The following is a 21601-nucleotide window of genomic DNA, read 5'->3' on the forward strand; positions in this document are numbered from 1 at the left end:
TTATGCAAAAAAACCATGTATAAACCATTTAAACTGCTTTTCGCTGGTATAATGCCCTGAGCGGAACAACCAATACCTGCGGCCCTGGTCGTCCTCTACCTGGTAATAATCGCGGTGTTCTCCCTGTTCCAGCCACCATTCGCGTGCTATGCGCTCGGGGCCATCAGCCTTTACCACCTGGTGCCGAACACCTTTGTATATAAAAAACCTGGGCGGATGATCGGGTATAAGTGCCATTACTTCAATGGCAACCGGTGCAGGCAGCAACTCAGTTGGCCGGGGCATATCTAAACGCCACGCTGCTGCTGGCTTTTCGGTTACCGAAAAGGTAGGCTGCACCGAGCGCTCCGGCCAGTAATGTGAGGCAGGCAGGTAACGGCGAATTACATTAGGGCCAACCTTTACGGCTACCCGGTCTAATAACCTCATTATGCCCTGGTCGTCCAGGCCGGGTTTTACCGCCCACATGGTTTCCTGCGCTGCTGCTACATCGTCTACTTTAGGTACGTCTAAAATAAACAGCTCAATGCCAAGGCCGGGGCGTATGTGATCAATCTTTAACTTAAAAAGTTTTAATAAATGGCTTACACTATGGCTGGCCGCATTTGTACCAATGGCTATCTGTACCAGTTGCCCATCCAGCCGGTAACCTGTTAAAATGCCGTGGCGCAGGCCTTTGCCAGCAGCCTTAAGCCTGGTGCAAAGGTTTTCCAATAGCCTGGTAATGGCCATTTCGATGGCCACAGGTGTTCTGATCGGCTCTAAACAGGGCAACCTTTCCTGGAAATCTACCGGTACCTGCACTGGTACTAAAGTTTCCTGTTCGGTGCCCAGTGCCTGGGCCAGGCGCAATAAAAAACCTTCGCCAAAACGCCTGCGCAAAACAGACCGCGGCATGCCCATAAAACTTTTTACCTGGTAAAACCCAAGCTTGCGCAGCTTAGCCAGTATGGGCGCTTCTAGCCGTAAGGCTTCTGGTACTAAAGGGAGTAATGCGGTTGCCTGTTCACCGCTTGCCACCAGCGGGCTCACTTTGCCAAAGCGGGCTACTGCCCAGGCAGCGCCCGGGGTATCGGCAATGGCCAGCCTTACGGTATAGCCCTTGCTTTTTAACCTCAATACCATTTCTTTTATATAGGCGCGCTCGCCGCCCCAAAGGTGCGGGCAGCCGCTTACCTCTAACAGTAAGCCATCTTTAGCAAATTCATCTATGGCAACTATGGGGGCATAGCGGATACACCATTCGGCAAGTGCCCTTAATAATTTTTCACATCTGCCGGGCTTATCGTTCAGTACTTCCAGACCTGCACAAATGGCTTTTGCATCTGCTGCACGCATGCCTTTTTCAATCCCGGCTGCTGCGGCCAATGCACTTACGGCGGTAATCATCATCCGGCCATGTACAGGGGCTGCAAATACAAAAGGAACAGCGGCCAGCTCAGGCCGGCGGATCAGCTGCCAATCTGCCAATAGCTGGCAGAACCATATCGAAACAAAACGCCTTTGCATATTTTTTATCCAATCTGCCGCTGTTCACCGCTTTTCCAGTCATCCTGCTGCAATGCCTGTTTAATTTCTAAAAAGCCAGTACCCGCCCATTCCATCATCCAGCTCCCGGGTATCCCGTTTCTCACTTTCAGCAAGGCTACCTGCCAGCGCGGAAAACCCAGGCCTGGCATGCCCGCCTCCAAAACACTGGGCAAGGGGCTAATCTGCCATCGGGCAGTAGCAATGGTACTGGCCATTCTGCGTGTATCTTTACGCATAATAAAACCGGTAACCCCGCTTTCTTCTACGGCAAGCTGTAACCTTCTCGATTCGATCAGGCCCAGGGCATCAACCTCTGCCACTACAACTGCTAATCCTTTGCACCGCAAGGCCTCTTCCATAACCCAAAGGGCATCTTTTTCGGTATCAACATCGATAAAAATAATCCGTTCTGTGGCTACATTAAAAGCGCTGAGCGCTGCGGGGAATAAATGCCTTGCGGTGCTAATCCATAGGCTTGCGGCGCCATCGTTCATTAAAGCAGCAAGAAGCCCCGCAATAAAGCCATCGCTGGCGGCGGCATCTTCGGGGCATACGGCAATAAATTCATGTATGGCCCCTTTCGGAAACACACCACCAGGAAAGGCATCTTCAATGGCACCAAGGCCAATTCGGTCAGCCCTACCTTCAGCGGCTGGCTTAAAGCCCTGCCACATTAAAATATCCTGTTGCAGTTTATGCACCAATTCGCTTTTAGTGTTCATGTTTTGCTAAAATGATTAGCTATTATTGTTAGTTTCCGTAATTTTACAACAAACATAATACTAAAAAAGTTAGTAAAAAATAAATATTTAAAACCCTGGTGTTTCAGTAAGTAAAAGTTTCAAGCATGTGTGGTGTAATTATTTAGATAGGGTCTTGATGGAAAAATAAGCATCAGTAAATTTGCAGCGAAAGGAAATGGCTTGGCAGGCTAAATGTCTGGTTTTGGTGCTGTGCAAAAAAAGGGATAACCAAATACATGATTACCCCCATCTAAATTAACGCTCTCGGGCTTTTGCCAGATGCAGGACTCTCACCCCCTGCATTACATTATACGTAAAAATTTATGAAGCAGTTTTCATAAAGTGCAGATAAAATATTTACCTTGCCTACCATTTTAAAAGATGAATCTGCTTCATTAAAGATAAAAGGGTAATGCCAAAACCATATTCACTTACAGCTGTTGAGCATCAAAATAAAACCTCAATATGAAGCTTCATTTACGTTCAACTTTAATGCTTTTAATCAAGCTGCCATTGCGTTCCCGGTATAATAACCTGATTAGAATACGTAAATCATCTTTAATCTTTACAGATTTATTGATTGTTTCCAAAGATCCTTTTATATTAGTTACAAGTTGATATTCGTTTTTATCCGCCAGCAATCTAATTAAATATTATGGATCAATTAAATAATTATGCTGATAGCCGGCTGATTCGTGGGTGCATCTATTGCGGTGGACCTGCTGAGACAAGAGATCACGTCCCATCTAAATGTCTTTTGGAAGCCCCATATCCCACAAACCTTCCCGTTGTTGGATGCTGCAGTACCTGTAACCAAGGCTTTTCAATAGATGAAGAATATTTCGCATGTCTGATCGAAAGTGCCCGCTGCGGTTCCACAGATCCCACAAAAATAATCCGGCCTTCGGTAGCACGAAAAATGGAAAAATCAAGCGCACTACGCAAGAGAATCGAAGATTCTCGAACGATAGCAGATGGCATAAGTGGCTTCGTCCCGGAGATGGAACGTGTACAGAATGTGATGTTTAAACTTGCCCGCGGTCATGCCGCTTTTGAACTCAGCCTGATATGTGGTGACACCCCTGATCATTTCTGGTGCGGCACCCTTTCATCGTTACCTCCGGAAAATCACGATATTTTCAACTCGGTCCACTTTCAGGAAGTATTGGGAGAAGTAGGCTCCCGCAATCAACAACGCTTAATGGTCATTCAAATGCCCATACACTCCCAGAACGGTGAGATGCATAACGTAGGAATGCTCATTAATGATTGGGTAGATGTACAGGATAATAACTACAGGTACATCGCTATTGATGATATGGGTGTAGTTATCATCAGGATCGTGATTGCTGAATTCTTTGCCTGCGAAGTTGTCTGGGGCATATTAGAAGATGAAACACAAAGTTGAGAAAAGATTGTTGATAATTAAATGGCAGATGTACACAGCAAAGAAACCCGCTCATACAACATGAGTCGCATTAAGAGCAAAAATACTAAGCCGGAAATTTTTGTGCGCAAGTTTCTACATACAAATGGTTTCAGATATCGCCTCCACGTTAAAGATTTACCGGGTAAGCCCGATATTGTGTTACCAAAATATAAAACCGTTATATTTGTAAATGGTTGTTTCTGGCATGGCCATGACCAATGCAGGTATTACGTAATTCCGAAAACTAAAACTGAATGGTGGCTAAGTAAGATAAACGGAAATAAGGCTAAAGATATAATCAATGTCAATTCATTAAAAAAAGCAGGTTGGAGAGTTATCGTGGTATGGGAATGCGAATTGAAACCTAAGACAATAAAGGCCACCCTTCAGACAATAGTAGAAACAATGTATGATCTAAGCAAGATTCCAAAACTCTGAACGTTTTTCTTTCAAAAACATGGAACGCTGCGAAAACTTTTTTTAACTTCGACCTTTAATTATATTTAACGTGAACTATATCGATCTCTTCGCTGGTGCCGGAGGCCTTTCAGAAGGCTTTAAAAGAGCAGGTTATTCTCCTGTTGCACATGTCGAGATTGACGTTGCGGCTTCTTACTCGCTTAGGACTAGAGCTGCTTATTATTATCTTAAAGAAAGTGATCGCTTAAATCACTATCATTCTTATTTAAAAGGGGATATAACTCGAAAAGATCTTTACAGTTTAATGCCGCAGGAAATTTTAGACTCAGTCATTAACCTCGGGATTGGCGATGAAAACAATCAGAAAATTTTCAGTCTTATAGATAAAAACCTTCAGGGTAACAATGAAATAGATCTTATCGTTGGCGGGCCACCGTGTCAGGCATATTCCCTGGTAGGCCGTGCAAGGTCTGAGCATGGTATGAAGAAAGATTCCCGTAATTTTCTTTACGTTCAATACGCAAACTACCTGGAGAAATATAAACCTAAGATGTTTGTATTCGAAAACGTGTTAGGTTTAAAGTCTGCAGGTGGCGGAGTTTATTTACAGAACATGGAAAAACTCTTTTACAAAAAAGGGTACAGCATTCATATTTTTTCGGTTAAAGCAGAAAACTTTGGTGTATTACAAAAACGCAGGCGTTTGATTATCATTGGCTGGAGAAAAGATTTTATTCCAAATCTGCCGGATTTGGATAACTATAAAAGTGGCCTGACTGCTAATGTATCAAGCTTATTTGCTGATTTGCCAGCCATACAGGCAGGGGAGGGAAAAGATAAGTTTTTAAATTATACTGCTAATAAAAACGAATATCTTGAAGCTGCTCATATACGAAATGAGATCACCACACTAACACAGCACATAGCCAGGCCACACGCTTTGCAGGATAAAGAAATTTATCGCATCGCTGTTGACAAATGGAATAATGATAAAGAACGTCTCAATTATAATGATTTACCAGATCGCTTAAAAACCCATGAAAACAGATCTTCCTTCTTTGATAGATTTAAGGTAGTGGCCGCAGATCTGGAGGCATCACAAACAGTAGTTGCTCACATTGCAAAGGATGGACATTATTATATCCATCCCGATGAATTACAAAACAGGTCTATATCTGTTAGAGAAGCAGCTCGCTTACAATCCTTCCCAGACGATTTTTATTTTGAAGGTGTAAAAGAAGGAGCAAACCGTACTGCTGCATTCAAGCAGATCGGTAATGCGGTTCCTTGCTTACTTGGCCAACAAATAGCTGTTGAAATAAAAGATCTCCTTTAAATCATAATCTTAAACTTTTCTAGTTTTTTAATTGAATTGAAGGCTTTAATTAGCGCTAATTCTTTTACTTTTTCTTTTTTCTGAAATGAATTGTAAACAGATTTTACATTGCTAAGTTCCAAATGGTCGAATATTTTAGTTTGACTTGCAACATCTATAATTCTTTTCCACTCTTCTTTTGAAAGGAGTAAAAGTTTATCATAAATAAATTTAACTTCAATAGATTCTTCGTCTTTTAATTTGGATAAAGACTTAATGGTTTCCATTAATGAAGGTTTTTCCTTCATATAGCTCAGGACCTTACTTCCAAATGAAATCTCACGTGATGATAAATTTTTATTGTCTTTTATTTTTTTGAGTAAATCAAAAGCTAAATAATAATCAAATCCTTCCGGTTTATTTTGATCTACATATGTTCTGAAACCATCCCAAAATTTAATCCCTGTTTTTCTTATTTCACTTATTGTAAAAAGATCATTTTCGAGATCATTTGTGTCTATTTCTTTTTCAGTTTCTCTAGCGTCTCTTTCTTGTTCGCTTACGAGATAATTCTTTAATGTGTTTTCTAAATTCTCAGGATAATTTGCATTTTTTAAGTTTGTCCAAGAGGCCTCCTTTTTCACATATTCTGAGAATAGTGTATTATTAGATGCCTTTAATAAGTGTTGGTAGACAAAAATCAACAATCTTTTTAATGTACTGTTTAATTCGTCATCAATTTTCTGATCATCATAAATTTTCCACAGATCAATTCTATTCTTAGTCAAATAATGGAAATAGGAAACGGTATAAGCTACGGTAAATGACTTTAAGTTCGTATCGCCAATTGCATCCACATTTTTTCTGCCAAAAAGCTTGTCTACAGATTTAAAAACGATTGCGTTAGCGATTAATTTTCTATAAAAGTTTTCTCCTGGTAGTTTATTCTTTTTGACTAACTCCTCAATCTTTTTCGTGTAATGGATAAAGCTCTTTTGAGAACCAAGAGATACATGATGAGGTTGTAAATCCCAAATGTTGATGTATTTAGCGACATCTGATTTGACAAACTTAAAGCTATTTGGATTTTGTTCTTTAAACTTTTTTTGCTGACTTAAAGTTTGTTTGTTAAGCGTTTCTCTGTATTGACCACTTGCTCGCTCAAAAAACCATAATACCGATTGATTTCTATTTTCAGGATTAACAACATATTTTCTTCTCGATAGATTTTCTATCTGAACAAAATAAGGATTGTTAGAAGATAGGTCTAATTCAGTAACCTTGTTTTGGCTATTTGCAAATCTCGCAATATTAGGAACTTCTTCATTTTTTTTCTCCTTATCCTTAATAACTGTGAGTTTCATTTGAACGAAAATTTTGTTCAAATCAGCATCTTTATACTTTTTTTGAGTATGATAAAGTGACGCCGTTGTTTGTCCACCGTTAACAATCTGAAAATCGTTTAAATGAGTGATAACCAATTGATCGCCGACAACGGCTGTCGTAACATTTTCAGCCGTCGCAGTTATGCCATTGTTATAAGGTAAAAACATATGAGGTTTATCTTGAATAGTATCACGTATTCCTTTATTGAATTTTCCAGCTTGACCTAGAAAAGCTCTAACATTGCTTTCCAATAACTCGTTAGAAAATTCTGCATAAAGTTTTGCTAGAACTATTCCGGGAACAATAGTTAAATAACAGTCATATGTTTCGTCTATCGTCGGAACCTTTAAACAAGGAAGGCCTTCTCCTTTTGTGGTAAATTTTTCAAATTCTATTTCTATAGGTTCGTGAATACTGTTGGCCTCATTAATTTTAAATAACCTGTTGACATCCCAAGTATGTACAAATACACTGATGTCATTTATTTCCAGTTGCTCTTTATCGTGGTTTGAAAATCCATTAATTAGAAAAAAAATATTTATCCTGTCAAAGTCGTTACCTTGTTTTGAAATGATTTTAATGAGTTCTATTAGCTCTGTATGCGAATGATCCAAATAATCTATGTGTCTTTTTAAAGCTCCATTAATAAATTTCTTTATTTGGTTGAGTGATTTGGTATAATCGGCTTGAGTAATACTGTATTCGTAACTATCATTTCTATAATAAGTAATAAATAAATCTAAAGTCTCGAAATAGGTTTTATTGTTCTCATCTTTAAACTGATCTTTTAAACAATAGCCATTTATCTTCCATTCCACCCCGCCTTGACTGTTAGGATGTATGTACGACAATACTCTCGCACCTTCAGATTTGCCTATTTTTTCAAGTACTTCGATACAATATTCTGTAAATTTATCTTCAAAACTGGCGCCTTCACCATCAGAATAAACTAATGATGCTACATCTGATGTTAATTCTTCAATATAGTTAGTAAGAGCTCTTTCCATTAATTTAATGAATTTGTTATTATATGGGGTTCAATTTTAAATTCATCAACTGCGGAAAGTTCAATGGAATAAGATGTATTGTAAATCCCCGACGGCAGTTGTGATTTTATGATCCTTGGAAAATCTTGGTTGATATTGTAGTAGTATATCTGTTTGATAGAATACATCGTATTATAATGCTGTTCGTCACTAGCTAAATAGCCTAAAAGTAATAGTCTTTCATTAAAGAATTTCAGCTTATCTAAATCCAAATGTAATTTATCACTTATTTGAAAAACTAACGAGTTTAAAGAAAAACCATTTTCTTTTACATTTTCAACTAAATAAAGAATAAGATAAAGTTTGTCTACATTTTGAGTATCTAGTTGTCCCTCATTTGTGATTTTTAGGCTAGGATGCTTCGATGAAGTAAGTTTTATTTCAACGCCAATATCGCCAAATCTAAAATCTTTATCATCTTGCTCAGGGCCTGTCCAAGCACTTAATATTTTGTCAGTTGGCAAATTGTTGTCAATCAGATAATTGATAAAGATAAGTTCTCCTAATAAGCCCTTTTGATATTCAAGAGACATTCCACTAAAGCTAATTTTATCAAATAGCTTTTTCCATTTAAAAATTACATTTAAGGTCTTAGTTAGCGCTTCATTTTCGGAAGTTGTTGTTGTAATATCTTCTATGATGTTTTGAATAAACAACGCGAAGATATCTTTCAACTCATTATCTATAAGATGAATATTTAATTCAAGGGAGCTATCAGTTTCAAAAGAAAATATTTCGACACCTTTGAAACGATAATTTTTGAGTTCAGGAATTACCACGTTTTTTGCAACAGACATGATATACAAATACTGTCCTGTTATATTGTTAGTGCAAGCATAGCAATTTAAATGTGCGATATTTTCAAGCCTTGTTTTTATAATGAAATCACCTGTTGGTTTCTGGGCCTCCCAGATTGATTTGATGTTTACCATAAGCTATTCGTTATCATTATTTGGCGAATCGTCGTCGTCTTGTAATTCTTCATCAAAACCGTCGAAAATTGTGGTGGTATATGAAATTTTTACTTCATTTTCAATTTTCGGAAAATGAAGACTGTAACCAATTATCGGAATTCCATTATTTACATTTGGTGTTCCCCTTTCGTCTAATGCATAAATTAAAAGCAAACCTTTTTTTTCAATGGCTCTTTGTTCTTTTATTTCTTTATTACTCTTCAATCCATTAGTTGCTAAATCAACTTGTCTGTCTTTTAGATCATCAATTTGATTTTTTGAGATGAAATAATAGTCACTTGCCCTAGTTATTTTGGGCTGATTACGCACACTGCATCCCAAAGTGATTTTTTCTCCATTAAAATGCAAGTCATAGGTCATAACATTTTCTTTTTCTTGCCTCTCTTAGATCGCGAATTCCATTTATACCATTTTTTTAATTCCATTTATACCATTTTTTTCAATGTTAAAGACCTACTGTTTTTATAAAAAATACCTACAGAAGTCAATACATGCGATACAAGCCACGATCTTTTTTTTGCCCTTGTTTGGTAACTATTCCCGCCCGAAACAATTATTGATACCCGTCGACCGAGGTTATTTAACCCCGAACAGAAACACGGGTCGCATACCCATTAAACCAAAAAAACGGCATTTAAACGCCGTTTTATCAGTTATAAAGACCTGTTTAATTTTGGCACTGCTAAAGCATCAGTATTCGCCCAAAATCGTTATTTAAAGCGGTGTAGCCTCCACTAAAACACCTTTTATCCACTTCATATGCACGAAACTGGTACCACCAACACGGACATCGGCCTCGTAATCGATACCGGCATGGTAATTATCTGCGCCGTCCTGCACCTCAACAGATGCGGCTTTCTCGACATTGATTTTATCCTGAATAACCACTGGCGCCTCAGCCAACCAGGCAACCATCGACCTGAGCCGCTCGTTTAAACCTTCAACGATAAAAACCGTATCGCCGTCCTCATTAACAACCTCAAAAAAACCGTTTGTCCTGGCACCTTTGCGTCCAACGGTGACAAACCCATTTGCGCCGGTTTCCAGACCAAACCTGATACCTGGGCCATATACTTTGCTTACGATAGGCGGCCCAGGTGGATTTGGAAAAATCGAATAACCTTCAAAAGCCGTATCGTCGTCCAGGTCAATAAGCAGGTTGTTTAAACTGTCATAAAAGCGCATACGGTTGTTTACACTGTCTATTTCAATCCGTTGACCAGTCGCAGATGATTGCAAGGTAGCATTGCGAAAAACAGCATCGCCGTTTTGCTTAACCAGAAAGGGAGCGGCTCCTCTATTCTCGAAAGAAGCACCAGCCCAGATGCGTACTGCCTCCAAATTATCGTCGGTACCACTAATCCCCGCTACCTCACCGCTTTCAGGATTGCCGGCAACAAAGGCACCGGTAAGAATTGCGCGTTCACCAACATAAGTTTGTTTAAACTGCTGCAGTATTGCTGCGTTTTTTACTTCATCTGCCACTTGCCTGGCATACAACGCAGTTTTTTGGCCTTTGCTGGTTTCCTTTTTGTTCTGTTTAATATCCTTAATCATCAGATCACGATCGGTATACTGGATAACATCAGAGACCACACCCTCAATTTTTGCCGGGTTGACCAGGGGATACGATACAGATTGCAGCCTTATCCTGGTATCAACTCCTAAGGAAGCGCTGACCACGTGTATCGTATCGCCAGGAATTAGTTTATAAACATATCCCATATCGCGGATAAACTTCTCGTCAATGTTCAACGGAAAAGCAACTGGCGGAAAAGAATTTTTATTCGCATGAGCCTGACCCAGTGCCATAACCTCAGCCTCAGCAGCATCGACATAGCTTTGAGGCATAACCAGGCCGATCAACGTGTATTTATCGCCTACAGCGGCCTTAAAAGTATCGTTGGGCTGTTGGTATCCGGTTTCGTCTTTATTGGTTCCGAACCTGATTGTTTTCGTTGTATGGTTATAACCCGTAATAACGAATTGCTGGCCACTCAGTTCACCCGATTTAAAGACAATTTTGGCACCTCCATCGGTAATGTTTTGCGCATTGATATCGAAATCCAAAGTTGTATCGACAACTTCATTCAATCCATTAACGGCGGTAATGGTACTGGTTCGGCGCGGATAAACATCCTCAAAAATTACACTACCCTCCTTGTACCCATAGAGTGCGGTATTTTTGAGGATCGGATCAGAAAGCGCTATCCGATCCATTCCATCCCGATAACCATCAGGCAGGTTTTGGGTACCACCGTAGCAATACCATACCGTGGCATAATCCTGATCAACTGCCTTTCTGGAGGCGTTGTACAAACCTAAGCTACGACCTGCCTGCATAGTGATATTTTGATCAACGCCCACTTTAGGTAGCAGATAAAATTTATCCTGGTCATCCAGGTAATACTCTAGCTTAAACTTTTCAGCAACCATAGAAAGCGCAGTCCTACAGCTTTGCATTTCAAAATCGAAGGTTTGAGGCTCAGAAATATCGGAGCAGTCGCCGATCGAGTAACCTGGTTCGCGCTCGTTGAGGCAATCCACAATCAACGATAAAAGTTCTAACGGCGTACCGGTGTAGGTAAACTTAGTTCTTTTTAGGTGTTTGATCTGGGTATTATAAAGGTCATATAAACGGCCGTAAAAAGTCAGGTCGTAACGATGCGTAACCGCGTCGATATCATCCTGAGGAACGGCTGTCTTTAGCTTATAAGTTCGGCCATTGTGCTCAATATAATCATCAACACGCAAGTCAAGCGGCGAGGATACAATAAAGTTAGATGTAACCTTATCCATTCCTAAAAATTCGCCTGAATAGATGGTGTTTTCATCAATTTCAAGCCTGTAAATAACCTGTCCTAACCTTTTTATCTCCAGCTGGAAAGTTCCCATTTTATCGAATTTTAATTAATCGGTTTTTTTATTCCAGTTCCTTTAAAACAGATAACACCTGTGGTGCTATACCATCGCCAATGCTCTGATACCCTGCAACAGTTGGATGTATTGCATCCGTGCAATAATCCTTTACATCTTGTTCAAATCTTAGGTTTGGCGCGCTAAAATAAGAGCCATAACCATAATACCTGCTTATGTATGCCGTAGCAAAACCTACCCTAACACGAGGATCGAAAACGCCACTATCGAAATTCTTTAATAAAGCTGCCTTGAACCTTTGACAGTTGAATAAAAAATTTTGCTTGCGCCAAACTGGAGTTTCAGCGTTAGACTTACTGGAACCACTCGGCTCAAGGTGTAATATGATCCGCTGGGTACCGGCATTTAAAAACGCTGTACAAAGGGCTTTTAAATCAGCCATTGCGGCTGGATAATCATAATCATCAGCAACCTGCTCACTTGGATTTGGGCCGACTGTGTTGGTCATTTCCATGAAGTCCAGCAAATCCAGTGTATCTACACCAATTGTCGCCAGATATGCAGGAATATCCAAAACTCCTTCTGAATTGGTGAACGGACTATCAGGACTGTGAACAAACCAATTAATATCCTTACCGCTCCAACCGTCATTATTAACTAATTCAAACCTACTTCCATATAAAACGACTTTTCCAACACCAGCTAAAGTATTAATCTGGTCGCGCACAGTCCAGGCTCTAACACCTCCGGCCGTTAAACTGTTGCCTGCGAAAACCACCTTTTTGTCAGTGTTCAGACCTTCGTTTCCTACAACAGTTATAGCAGACGATTTTGTACCAATTAGTTTTTTGTGTTGGTTGTAAAAAAAGAGTGATAAATATTGACCCGTGCTATCTCCTGCACCAGGCGTAAACGTAAAACAGTCACTATAGCTCACGCCTCTATTATTCCAATCCCCGACGACTTTTATTGCTGGTTTATCTTCCTGTTCTAAACCCAGCATAAAAGAGTTATAGTACAATATAGATGGTAGGCCACGCATCGCATAGATTTTCGCTGGCAATATGGTGTCAAGTTGTTTTATTTGACTGATCTCTTCGTCGAGATTTCCGAAACGGCTTTTTAAATCTGCATTGATAAATGTTAACCTCATGGCTGTTTGCCGAAAAGAAGCCCCATTACCAAAACCCCAGCCGCCATCATTAAAAGAGTTAGCATTGTTATTAACTGTGTACAGGAAATTATCCCGGTACGGTGCTATCGATGAATCCACATTGAAAAACCGCCATGACATCTTTTCGGATACAGCCATTATGTAGAGCCAATCGCCCGTTTTCACCTGATAGGCGCTTTGTAAATTAACAACAGCCATAAGGTCAATCAATCTATTAAATTCACCAGGGGCAAAAAAAACTTCTTCCAATAAGGTCATCAAGTTTAATTCAGCTGTCCTTACCGTTGATCTATAAACCCTGACCTTCACTGATTGGGTGATATCAGTTTGGGAGGCCGAAAACTCTACCCTGTTAAAAATAGTATCTTCTGCCATTTGTAAATATGATCCGACGCCATTTTTGTCATTCTCAGGCCACCAGGTTTCGTTTCCATAGGTTTCAGCTTCCCCTCGTGAATGCTGGTAGGTTATTCCCTCAACCTGAAAATCACCGAGATTTTTCGAAACATCGTTTTGTTTAGCATAATCAACCAAATCGACGTCAAAATTGCTAACGACAAATTCATCGCCCGCTTGGCCAATAATCCCCGCTGCTCCCGTAACCTCCACACCTCCAAAATTTGGATAAACGCCTTTTTCGGCGATATAAAACGCATTTCCTTCGGATATCACCGGCTCATCAGCTGGCTTGACGTTGCCCTTAAATGATGCACCACCAATTACGCTTAACAAGCCTAAAAGTTGATTTACATCGCCATATTTTGTACTTCCATCGGAATTTTTACCGATCATAATTTTATCCAGCACCTCAACAGTTGCCGCCTTTGTCATTCCTTGCCAAAATCTTTGTGGTTGTTCCATTTATGTTATAATTATATTTCCTAATTCTGTTACTATTTCATTGTTATTAGCATCTGTTAAAATGCTCCAGTTGGTATACGCATTGACCTCGGTTAGCTGGACGGTTAAAATTCCGGTAACCTCACCGTTGTGAAGCCTTATGTTATTTACGGTAAAGCCATCCTTGACGAAAAAATCCCGTAAAAAATCATTTTCTTTGGTGATATACCTAAGACCTGGTTTTGAAAAAAGCGCGTTAAAACTCCGTATTGTTTGGTTAAAGGCAGCATAATCCGGGGCTTCAATAAAGAGTTTTAGGTTCATTTGTTTTAGCCCCGACCTGGTAACCCTGTATTTTTCAAAACGGTAGCTGGTTGCTTCCCCTGACATCGGAGCAGGCCGGTTAAAGTTCCCGGCCAACTCCATAACAAAACAGTTCATATCCCTGAACATGACGCCATCGATACCGAAGCCGTCGTAATTGATCACGCCAATTTCAATCGGGGCAAATGCACCGGTATGGATAGGAGCACCATCTGCATTTAAAAGTTGCTGAAATACCGGGTTTGGTTTTGGCAGCGTACCGGTTAAATCCACGATCGGCTCGCGGAATGGTATCCTGAGCTTACAAAAACCATCATTAAAGTATTCTACCGCGATTTCCGACCTGACAAAAACATTCCAGGTACCTAAGTCTGTTTCAAAAGGAACCAGGGCAGTAAAACCGTTAACCAACTGGTAAAAGTCATTACAAACGCTCAGGGCGGCCAATTCGTCGGCCACCTGCAGCATCACCAGGTAATCGATATCCCGGCCGCCGTAAAACAGTTCATCAGGCGATACGTAGGGCTCGATATTGTTAGCAACATTGCCCCAATCGTGGTAAGTTTTGCCAATCCGCGCTGGCATATCCCAGGCGCCGGTAATGGCGATATTACTCCCATCAGCCTGGGCAGGAATGAATTTGAAAACCGATCGTAAGTCTACGCCGGCAAGTTTATCGTTTGCCATTTATATCCCCCTGTCGTATCCGGTTGATCCGGGTTTAGTATTTTTATTGATATCCTTTAATTCTTTGACGGCATTTTTAAGCTCTACCCAACTACCCGCTGTGTTAGCCGCGATTTCCATTTGCAACAGTGTTTGCTGCCTGATCTCGCTGAGGCTGTCGCTGCCGATTTTTAAATAGCGTTTAAGCACATCATAAATGCTCCGATTAAGGCCAACAAGTTCGCTGCCGGTCTGCTCGGTGATTTCGCGCTTAATTGTGCCGGTTATACTGGTATTATCTGCCGTATCAGATAGCTTGATGCCAAAAACTTTTTCCAGCTGCTTCCACTGCTCAGCACCCTGGGCGCCAATTGCTGTATATTGGGCTTTTAACGCTTCGATTTGTTCCTGGGTTGGCGTTCCACCTTTCATCAATTCAGCAAGCTGGGTAAAGAATGGCGCAAGCTGATCTTGCAGAAATTTAACTTTGAAACTGTTTACAACCGCATTACGCATAATGCTCTCAAAGCTTTGGCCGAAGTCGGCAGCCATCATCTTACCGTTTTGGAATAACGCGGTTAATCCGTCCGCCAGGCCGCCGACCGTCGTACCGGTTAAAAGCTCGGCAAGCTGCTGTTGCAACTCTTCAACACTTACGCCAACTGCTTCCAGCTCTTCTTTTAGCGCCCTCAATGCCTCAAAATCAGCTTTCGCCTGGTCTTTGAGTTTGCCCTGGGTGTAAAGCTGCTCCAGCTTCGCGTAATCACTACCGGCCAAACTGGCCATAACATCCCAGGTCTTTGCTTTACGCAACCATGTCCCGTGTTTATAGCCGATCCCCTCGACAAACTGCTCGCCCTGGATTGAGGCGAATATCCGGTTATAAGCGGCTTCGATTTCCGGGGTGTTTTTCTTAAGCAGTTCGAGCTGATCAATAATTGCCTTGTACGAATTCTTATTTCGTTTGGCGTCGGTCAGTTCGCGCTGCCTCAGTAAAGCCTGGTAATCCTGTTCGCCCTTAATCGCCGCAGTCTGAAAATCGTTCATGGCTTTCTGTGCAGCTTCCTTCGCAGCTTTTAAGCCCTTGAAATAACCCACAACAGCATTACCGACGCTAAATGCCGCGCCAACGATGCCCAAACCAGCGCCAACTTTCTCAGCGGTACTTTTATCCGGATCGTTAATATCAGCCAGGTTTTTACGAACTTCAACGTAGGCTTGAACCGCGGTCAGCAGCGTACTGCTGATGTCGCCGATATCGCTGTTGATTTTGCCAAATTCGCCAGACACCTTTCCCAATGCGGCAGCTACCTGCTCGATATCTCGGGCGCTACCGTTTTTTACCGAAGCCTTAAGCCGATTCAGCTTTTGCTCCAGCTCCATCCTTGCCTCATTCGTGATTTTAGCGGCTTTCAGCTCCTTTTCGAACTGGGCGATCGTGTCAAGTGTTTGACGGCGGGTTAACACACCTACACCATCAAACAAGCGCTTATAACTGCCCCATTTTGCCACATTGGTTTTATCGAGATCCGAAACCTCTTCATTGCCTTTGGCAATTGCTTCGTTCGCTTCTTTGGTATTTCCCTGATCCCTGAATTCTTTAGCCTTATCCAAATACTTTACCTGTATGGCAAGACGTTTATCCGCATAAGATTGAAATTCATTGAGTGCTTTGTCCAGCCTGGCGTTTTCAGCCTCTTCTGCTTCTTTCTGCAGGGCGGTGTACATCTGCAGGCGTTCAATCTCGGCACCGGACATCTTGGTCGGGTCTTTTTCCAAAAGCTTTGCCATTTCACCTTCTACCTGCTGCATGTAGCTTTTTTCTACATCGATACGGTCTTTAAACTTTTTCTTTGCTTTATCTGCGCCATAAGTTGCCTTATACTCTTCGAACTCCTTATAAATTTTCTTTTCCTCTTCGGTAGCTTTTTTGAGCCCTTCGGTTTGTTGACGGTAAACCAGATCAGACATTGCCCCGGTTTCGATGCCGTCGATTGACTTAGCATCGATTAACGCGATTTTGATCGGGTGTTTTTTGTTGTATTCGGAAATCCGTCTGTTTTCCTGCTCGATCAGCTTCCTAAAGTCATTGAATTTGTTTTTAAGTTCGGCCTGTTCCTCTTCATTACTGGTCATCTGTTTGGCCGCATATTCTGCATCGAGCGCCGCCATCTTATCCAGCATATCCTTTCTGCCGGCAAGGGTATCCATGTAGGCGTCCTGGTCTTTAACCCCCTGTTTCGCTAGCTTTAGGTCGTTATTTGCATCAAAGGCCAAAAGTTCTTTTTTAGCATCGTTGATCGTTTTGATATACGCCTTTGACCTGGTAACGAAATCAGGCGCTAATTTATCCAGGGCATCGAGGCCAGCCTGTGCCGTGTCGATGATATCCTGGAAATATTGGCGGTTATGCTTCTGGTTACCTTCTGGTTTGACAGATGCCTCGTATTGCTTTTTAGCATAATCGTCTAAATCAGCAATCTGCTTAATAAGGTCTTTATCCTTTTGAAATTCTTTTTCCCGGGCAACCTTCGCACGACGGTAGGCCGCCTCTGTTGCCGTTTCTTCATCGCTTGCCTTGTTCTTGAATTTCTGGTTGTCCACCGCGTATTTCAGCTCATCAACTTTTTTGGTGGCGGCTTCATAATCCTTTTTATTGTCGTAGCGCTGTTTGATCAGATCCTCGCGCTTTGACGAAATAGCTTTTTCGATCGACTGGCGTTTTAAAGCATCTATATAGAGGTTAATGGCTGCAGTTGCTTCGCCGGTTTTCAAGGTTTCCAGTGTAATTCCGCCCAGGCGTTCTTTATCCAGCTTGATAATATTGCGTACTGCTTCCTGCCTTTGATCCAGGTTTAATTTTTCGTTTTTGGCAACAGCGATATAAGCCTCCAGCTGGGCGGTACCAATGGCCAGGGATTGGGCGGCCTTGATCCTTACCTCGGTGAGGTTCTCCTGGGATTTCTTCACCGCCTCCAGGGCATCCCTGGAGCTGAACAAAGATTTTATCCAGTTGCCGATCTCTTTACCGTAAACGGTTAATAAGGTAATGCCGACACTCATAACAGTGCCCCAGCTAAACAGCCCGCTAACCACTTGTTTCCACACCGGGACGGCTTTTTGCCCGGATGCAACCAAAGCCTGATTTTCTGCCCTCAATCTCGCGATCTGGTCAACCAGGATCGGCAAGTTGTTACTGATGGCCATAAATCCAGTTTGCGCGCTATAGGTGAAGGCGGGCAGCTCCCTGCTAATTTGGTTGATTGAGTTCTGCAGGCCGTTAAATTGTGTGCGGGCGTGGGCTGCTGCCGCACCGGTTTGCGAAACGGTATTGACAATGTTCCGGTTTACCTGGTTGCGCACCCGCTCACTGGTCTGGCCAATGCCTTCGATATTATTCTGCACCGCCCTGGTGTTTGACCGCACCTGCTCGTTATTGATTAAAAAATCGCAATTTATTTCAAACCTGTTATTATCCATTGTTTTTCGCTGCAAACCGGGCGGCCATTTCGGCTCCCGTCGTAACTACCGGTTGTTTCTTCTTTTTGACCATCCTGGACTGATCGGCCATCATCATGGTTATATTTGTCCAGCTTCTTTTCCACATAATTTCGTTGTGGCTGAGGTGGAACTCCTTTCTTATTCCACCTATAATTCCCCAAAGGCTATTTAACCCGATGGCTACTAACTCCGTTTGGGATTCTGACCCAGGGTCGGCGCCGATATCCTCGCATTCCTGATACACCTGGTAGTATTCATAAAAGCCCCTGTGCCGCTATACAAGATTAAAAGGTCTGCATAACCCTGGAGCTGCTGAGGCGTCCGGTTCCACATCAACCAGCGGGCTAATATCCCCGAGAACAGCAACGGCCACAGGTAGCCTTTTAAGCAGCCGATAGCTACGATCTTAGCAATCGTAAAAGCATGTTTAACCAGCACGTCGTCGGCTTCCTGCAGTGTTGCCTGATCGAGTATTCGATCGGGGATATTCATTTTAAGGTATAGCCTGGCAATCCTTATTTTATTGCCCAGGCTGGGCTGGTAAAGATTTAAGCGGAAGCCTAGCCACCGCAAAAAAAAGGGGGCTTTTACACCTAACGGCAGCCCCCTTTCTAGCAACGTTTCAACAGCCAGCCCTTCGATGCCGTTGTCGATTAAATCTGACCCCATGTTACATCAGGAATTGCTGGGAAACCAGTGTCTAAGGCACGGAATTTTACATCCAATAAGCCGATGCCGGTATTGGCAAACGTCAACATTTTTTTGCCGGTTACACTGGCTTTGTTTTGAACGTATTGATAGTCGTCAACAGTGGTAACGCGCACCGCTCTGATACGTTCCGATCCAAAGCCTTTTGGTTTGTTCCAGGTTTTTTTATTGTTTACGGTAGTTACTGTACCACCCAAAGCGATTTCGCAGTTATCCGGATCAGAGTCCATAATCTGGAAACCTAAGGTTTCAACTCCTGGGATAGAGATTGTAAGTCTCGGCGACGATTGCCCAGCTGCGTAATGTTCAGTCACCGTCGGATCGGGTTCGTCCAGGGTAACAGTATCGTTATAGGCTTTTACTTCCTCCCAATCAGATACAGTTCCATCGACAGCACTTACAGTGCCGATTTCGATCTTTTTGACCATTAATTGAATTACTGACATAATTAAAAAGTGTTTAAATGATGTTTAAATAGCCTGCACACCAGGTGTGCAGACCGTGATTATTGAGCGCCGCCGGTTGCTTTTGCTTCGGCAATCTTTTGCTTTAGGGTTTCAGCCGTCCAGGCTGGTGATGGGCTTTTACCCAGTACGGCTTTATATTCGGCACGCAGGGCGCTTAGCTCTGCCTTTGATTTTTCAGCCTCGGCTTTCTCCTGGTCTTCGTTTGAATTAGGGTTCTGATCTTTACCAGCCTCGCCCTGTTTACCGTCGCCGCCCTGATCGCCGGCACCTTCGCCTCCATCGGCGTCCGTTACCACTTCGGCCGATTCGAGGGAAACGACCTTGCTGGTTACTTTATCGCCAGGCGCTTCCAATTCTGTTTTAAAACCGCCTTTTTTACCTGATACGGTGTTAACCAGGTCAACCAACCCATTGGAGATAACGGTCAGTTTATCCAGGTCAGTCCTGGTATAAGTGATTACCTTTTTATCGCCCAGTTCACGGGCATGCGATTCGGCGCGGTGTTTTTCAGTGAAAACATTATCGTCTGAGGTCAGATGCAGTTCTCTTTGGTCTTTGTATCTCGAAAAAACGATCTCTAAGACGCTTTTTCGTTCTTTTGTTACTTCCACTTTCGGGGGGTTAAAAATTTTCGGATAAGCTTCGGCAGGAACAGGATCAGCAGGCCGATCGCAACGAGCGCAAGCCCCAACCATACCCAGCCGGTAAAGCTGTTTGTTTTTTTGCTGTCCGATTCGTTAGCCTGGACAGCCACGGCGTTTTTTTGATGGTCGGTCGTTTTCGACGAAGTATTTAACTCCGACCTCGCGACCGGCTTTGCGATAGCAGTAAAATCAAACCTGGTACCTTTTGGGGTTTTGGTCGCCTTCACCTTCATACGGATGCCGGCGCTCTCTACTTCGGTGCTGTCGGCTCCAGTGGTGTCAGGCGTCCAGTTCCCTTTCAAGGTGTCGCCATAAAATTTGTTTACCAGCTTGGCCTCGACCTCTCTGGAGGTTAGCCGCTCAGCTGAGCCAACATACTCCAGGCTTCGGCTGGATTCTCGTTTAACTGCACATGACTGAGCCAGGAAACCAACTGAACCACAAATCAGTATTAATTTTATAGCGCGCTTCATTGGTTTTAATCTTCAATTGGGTAAATAAATCCGACCAGGTTAAGCCCGTCGGCTTTTTTATCTCTTTTAATGGTGCGTAGCTTTTCGGCCACCCTGTCGCCCTCACGGCTTCCTGAGGCATTGGTATTACCTTCGATGTTTTGCTGGGTGTTCGGTGCGATGAGTTCGTTTTCAACAATGCCCACGTGACCGGTTGATCCGTTACCATGCTGGTACACCGCAATAGCGCCTTTTTTTGGCTCGCTGCCGGTTTTAAATGTACCGTCAGCCTTAACGCGGCGATAGGTATCCAGTGCACCCCCGGTAAAGCAGTTTTTAATTGCTTTGGTTACCGCTGGATTGTCAGCGTAAGCCTCCAGGTAAACCGCTTTGGTAAAGAATGCACACCAGGCCGCTTTCAGGTACCAGCCCACCTTTACCATCATATTCTGAAAGGCCGTATTTTTCCATCCGGTATTACCCGGGTTTTCGATTATGCCCAGGTATTGCCTGGCCACCTCGATAATTTTGTTAGCTCTGATCACTGGAGAAGGTTGTTTAGTTTTTCCTGTATCTTGGCGATCCAGTGGCCTTTATCTCGGCCACTGATCACCGCAAGGTTTTCCAGAATGCTCACCAGGTTCTCTAATACGATCTGAGCTACAAAAAACAGGTGCATCCATTCGAATATAAAGGCGGCAGCGCTCTTGCCATGATCGTGAAAATTGGTTGACATTACATAAGGCATGGCGATCAAAGCCAGATAGATTACGACCTTGAATGTGAACCGACTTAACTTCATGGAGCTGAACGTCTCTTTGCGGATGTGAGCCGCAAAAAGTCCGCTACCCAGTTCAACGACGAACACCACGATAAGCATTGCGAACGCAAAAGCATCCAGGCCGAGCAGTTTGTCAACGAAAGGAAAAAAGGTCGCGCTTAATCCTACGGTACAAAATGTCCAGCGGTACTTTGCAGTTAGCGACAGACTGTGAAAGAACTCTAGCCCACTACCGTAATCGAACGTGGCAAGCATTTTGGATAAAAATTTCATGTTTGTGTTGGTAAGGTTTGGCGGGTGGCACGCAGCCTCCCCGCCATGATG

19 protein-coding genes are annotated in these 21601 nt (G+C 42.6%); 3 read left to right on the forward strand and 16 right to left on the reverse strand.

The annotated features are described in order from the left end of the window. On the reverse strand, positions 1-1509 hold the full coding sequence (locus GGQ60_RS02755) for a Y-family DNA polymerase (protein WP_183759856.1): 1509 nt from the start codon (positions 1507-1509) through the stop codon (positions 1-3). 5 nt (positions 1510-1514) lie between these two features. Beyond that, positions 1515-2252, reverse strand: a complete 738-nt coding sequence (locus tag GGQ60_RS02760) for an ImuA family protein (RefSeq protein ID WP_183759857.1) — start codon at positions 2250-2252, stop codon at positions 1515-1517. Positions 2253-3273: 1021 nt separating this feature from the next. Here GGQ60_RS02760 and GGQ60_RS02765 point away from each other — a divergent pair. The 3 genes from GGQ60_RS02765 to GGQ60_RS02775 all read left to right on the forward strand — a co-directional run bounded on the left by GGQ60_RS02765 (position 3274) and on the right by GGQ60_RS02775 (position 5458). Continuing rightward, positions 3274-3681, forward strand: coding sequence for a hypothetical protein (locus tag GGQ60_RS02765; protein ID WP_183759858.1), 408 nt, complete (start codon positions 3274-3276; stop codon positions 3679-3681). 21 nt (positions 3682-3702) lie between these two features. Beyond that, positions 3703-4140 carry a very short patch repair endonuclease gene (locus GGQ60_RS02770; protein WP_183759859.1) on the forward strand — a complete coding sequence of 146 codons (438 nt, stop codon included), beginning with the start codon at positions 3703-3705 and terminating at the stop codon, positions 4138-4140. A gap of 70 nt (positions 4141-4210) precedes the next feature. After that, positions 4211-5458 carry a DNA cytosine methyltransferase gene (locus tag GGQ60_RS02775; protein ID WP_221235861.1) on the forward strand — a complete coding sequence of 416 codons (1248 nt, stop codon included), beginning with the start codon at positions 4211-4213 and terminating at the stop codon, positions 5456-5458. On the opposite strand, the gene GGQ60_RS02780 is transcribed toward GGQ60_RS02775, so the two are convergent. The 14 genes from GGQ60_RS02780 to GGQ60_RS02840 all read right to left on the reverse strand — a co-directional run bounded on the left by GGQ60_RS02780 (position 5455) and on the right by GGQ60_RS02840 (position 21550). Then, positions 5455-7830 (reverse strand): AIPR family protein, encoded by a 2376-nt coding sequence (locus GGQ60_RS02780; protein WP_183759860.1) that lies wholly within the window; start codon positions 7828-7830, stop codon positions 5455-5457. The genes GGQ60_RS02775 and GGQ60_RS02780 overlap by 4 nt on opposite strands. Then, positions 7830-8801 (reverse strand): PD-(D/E)XK motif protein, encoded by a 972-nt coding sequence (locus tag GGQ60_RS02785; protein WP_183759861.1) that lies wholly within the window; start codon positions 8799-8801, stop codon positions 7830-7832. Before GGQ60_RS02785 ends, GGQ60_RS02780 begins: the two co-directional genes overlap by 1 nt. Positions 8802-8804: 3 nt before the next feature. Then, complete coding sequence (locus GGQ60_RS02790) at positions 8805-9203, reverse strand: hypothetical protein (RefSeq protein ID WP_183759862.1); 399 nt, start codon at positions 9201-9203, stop codon at positions 8805-8807. A 354-nt stretch (positions 9204-9557) separates the two neighbouring features. Continuing rightward, positions 9558-11738: a phage tail family protein gene (locus GGQ60_RS02795; RefSeq protein WP_183759863.1), complete on the reverse strand. Its 2181-nt coding sequence runs from the start codon at positions 11736-11738 to the stop codon at positions 9558-9560. Positions 11739-11766: 28 nt separating this feature from the next. Further along, complete coding sequence (locus GGQ60_RS02800) at positions 11767-13755, reverse strand: hypothetical protein (RefSeq protein WP_183759864.1); 1989 nt, start codon at positions 13753-13755, stop codon at positions 11767-11769. After that, positions 13756-14745 carry a hypothetical protein gene (locus tag GGQ60_RS02805; RefSeq protein ID WP_183759865.1) on the reverse strand — a complete coding sequence of 330 codons (990 nt, stop codon included), beginning with the start codon at positions 14743-14745 and terminating at the stop codon, positions 13756-13758. Beyond that, positions 14746-18204: a hypothetical protein gene (locus GGQ60_RS02810; protein ID WP_183759866.1), complete on the reverse strand. Its 3459-nt coding sequence runs from the start codon at positions 18202-18204 to the stop codon at positions 14746-14748. Further along, entirely contained in the window at positions 18197-18331 is a 135-nt protein-coding gene (locus GGQ60_RS22940; protein WP_260300566.1) for a hypothetical protein, read from the reverse strand. The genes GGQ60_RS02810 and GGQ60_RS22940 overlap by 8 nt, the downstream gene beginning before the upstream one ends. Positions 18332-18408: 77 nt before the next feature. Next, positions 18409-18894, reverse strand: a complete 486-nt coding sequence (locus GGQ60_RS02815) for a hypothetical protein (protein ID WP_183759867.1) — start codon at positions 18892-18894, stop codon at positions 18409-18411. Continuing rightward, complete coding sequence (locus GGQ60_RS02820) at positions 18879-19379, reverse strand: hypothetical protein (protein ID WP_183759868.1); 501 nt, start codon at positions 19377-19379, stop codon at positions 18879-18881. Before GGQ60_RS02820 ends, GGQ60_RS02815 begins: the two co-directional genes overlap by 16 nt. Before the next feature lie 59 nt (positions 19380-19438). Further along, positions 19439-20011, reverse strand: coding sequence for a hypothetical protein (locus GGQ60_RS02825; protein WP_183759869.1), 573 nt, complete (start codon positions 20009-20011; stop codon positions 19439-19441). After that, positions 20002-20517, reverse strand: coding sequence for a hypothetical protein (locus GGQ60_RS02830; protein WP_183759870.1), 516 nt, complete (start codon positions 20515-20517; stop codon positions 20002-20004). The genes GGQ60_RS02825 and GGQ60_RS02830 overlap by 10 nt, the downstream gene beginning before the upstream one ends. Before the next feature lie 5 nt (positions 20518-20522). After that, positions 20523-21041 (reverse strand): CHAP domain-containing protein, encoded by a 519-nt coding sequence (locus GGQ60_RS02835; RefSeq protein WP_183759871.1) that lies wholly within the window; start codon positions 21039-21041, stop codon positions 20523-20525. Continuing rightward, on the reverse strand, positions 21038-21550 hold the full coding sequence (locus GGQ60_RS02840) for a phage holin family protein (RefSeq protein WP_183759872.1): 513 nt from the start codon (positions 21548-21550) through the stop codon (positions 21038-21040). The genes GGQ60_RS02835 and GGQ60_RS02840 overlap by 4 nt, the downstream gene beginning before the upstream one ends. Positions 21551-21601: the final 51 nt, after the last annotated feature.

Origin of the sequence: Pedobacter zeae (assembly GCF_014196715.1) — a bacterium.
GTDB classification, from domain to species: Bacteria; Bacteroidota; Bacteroidia; order Sphingobacteriales; family Sphingobacteriaceae; genus Pedobacter; species Pedobacter zeae.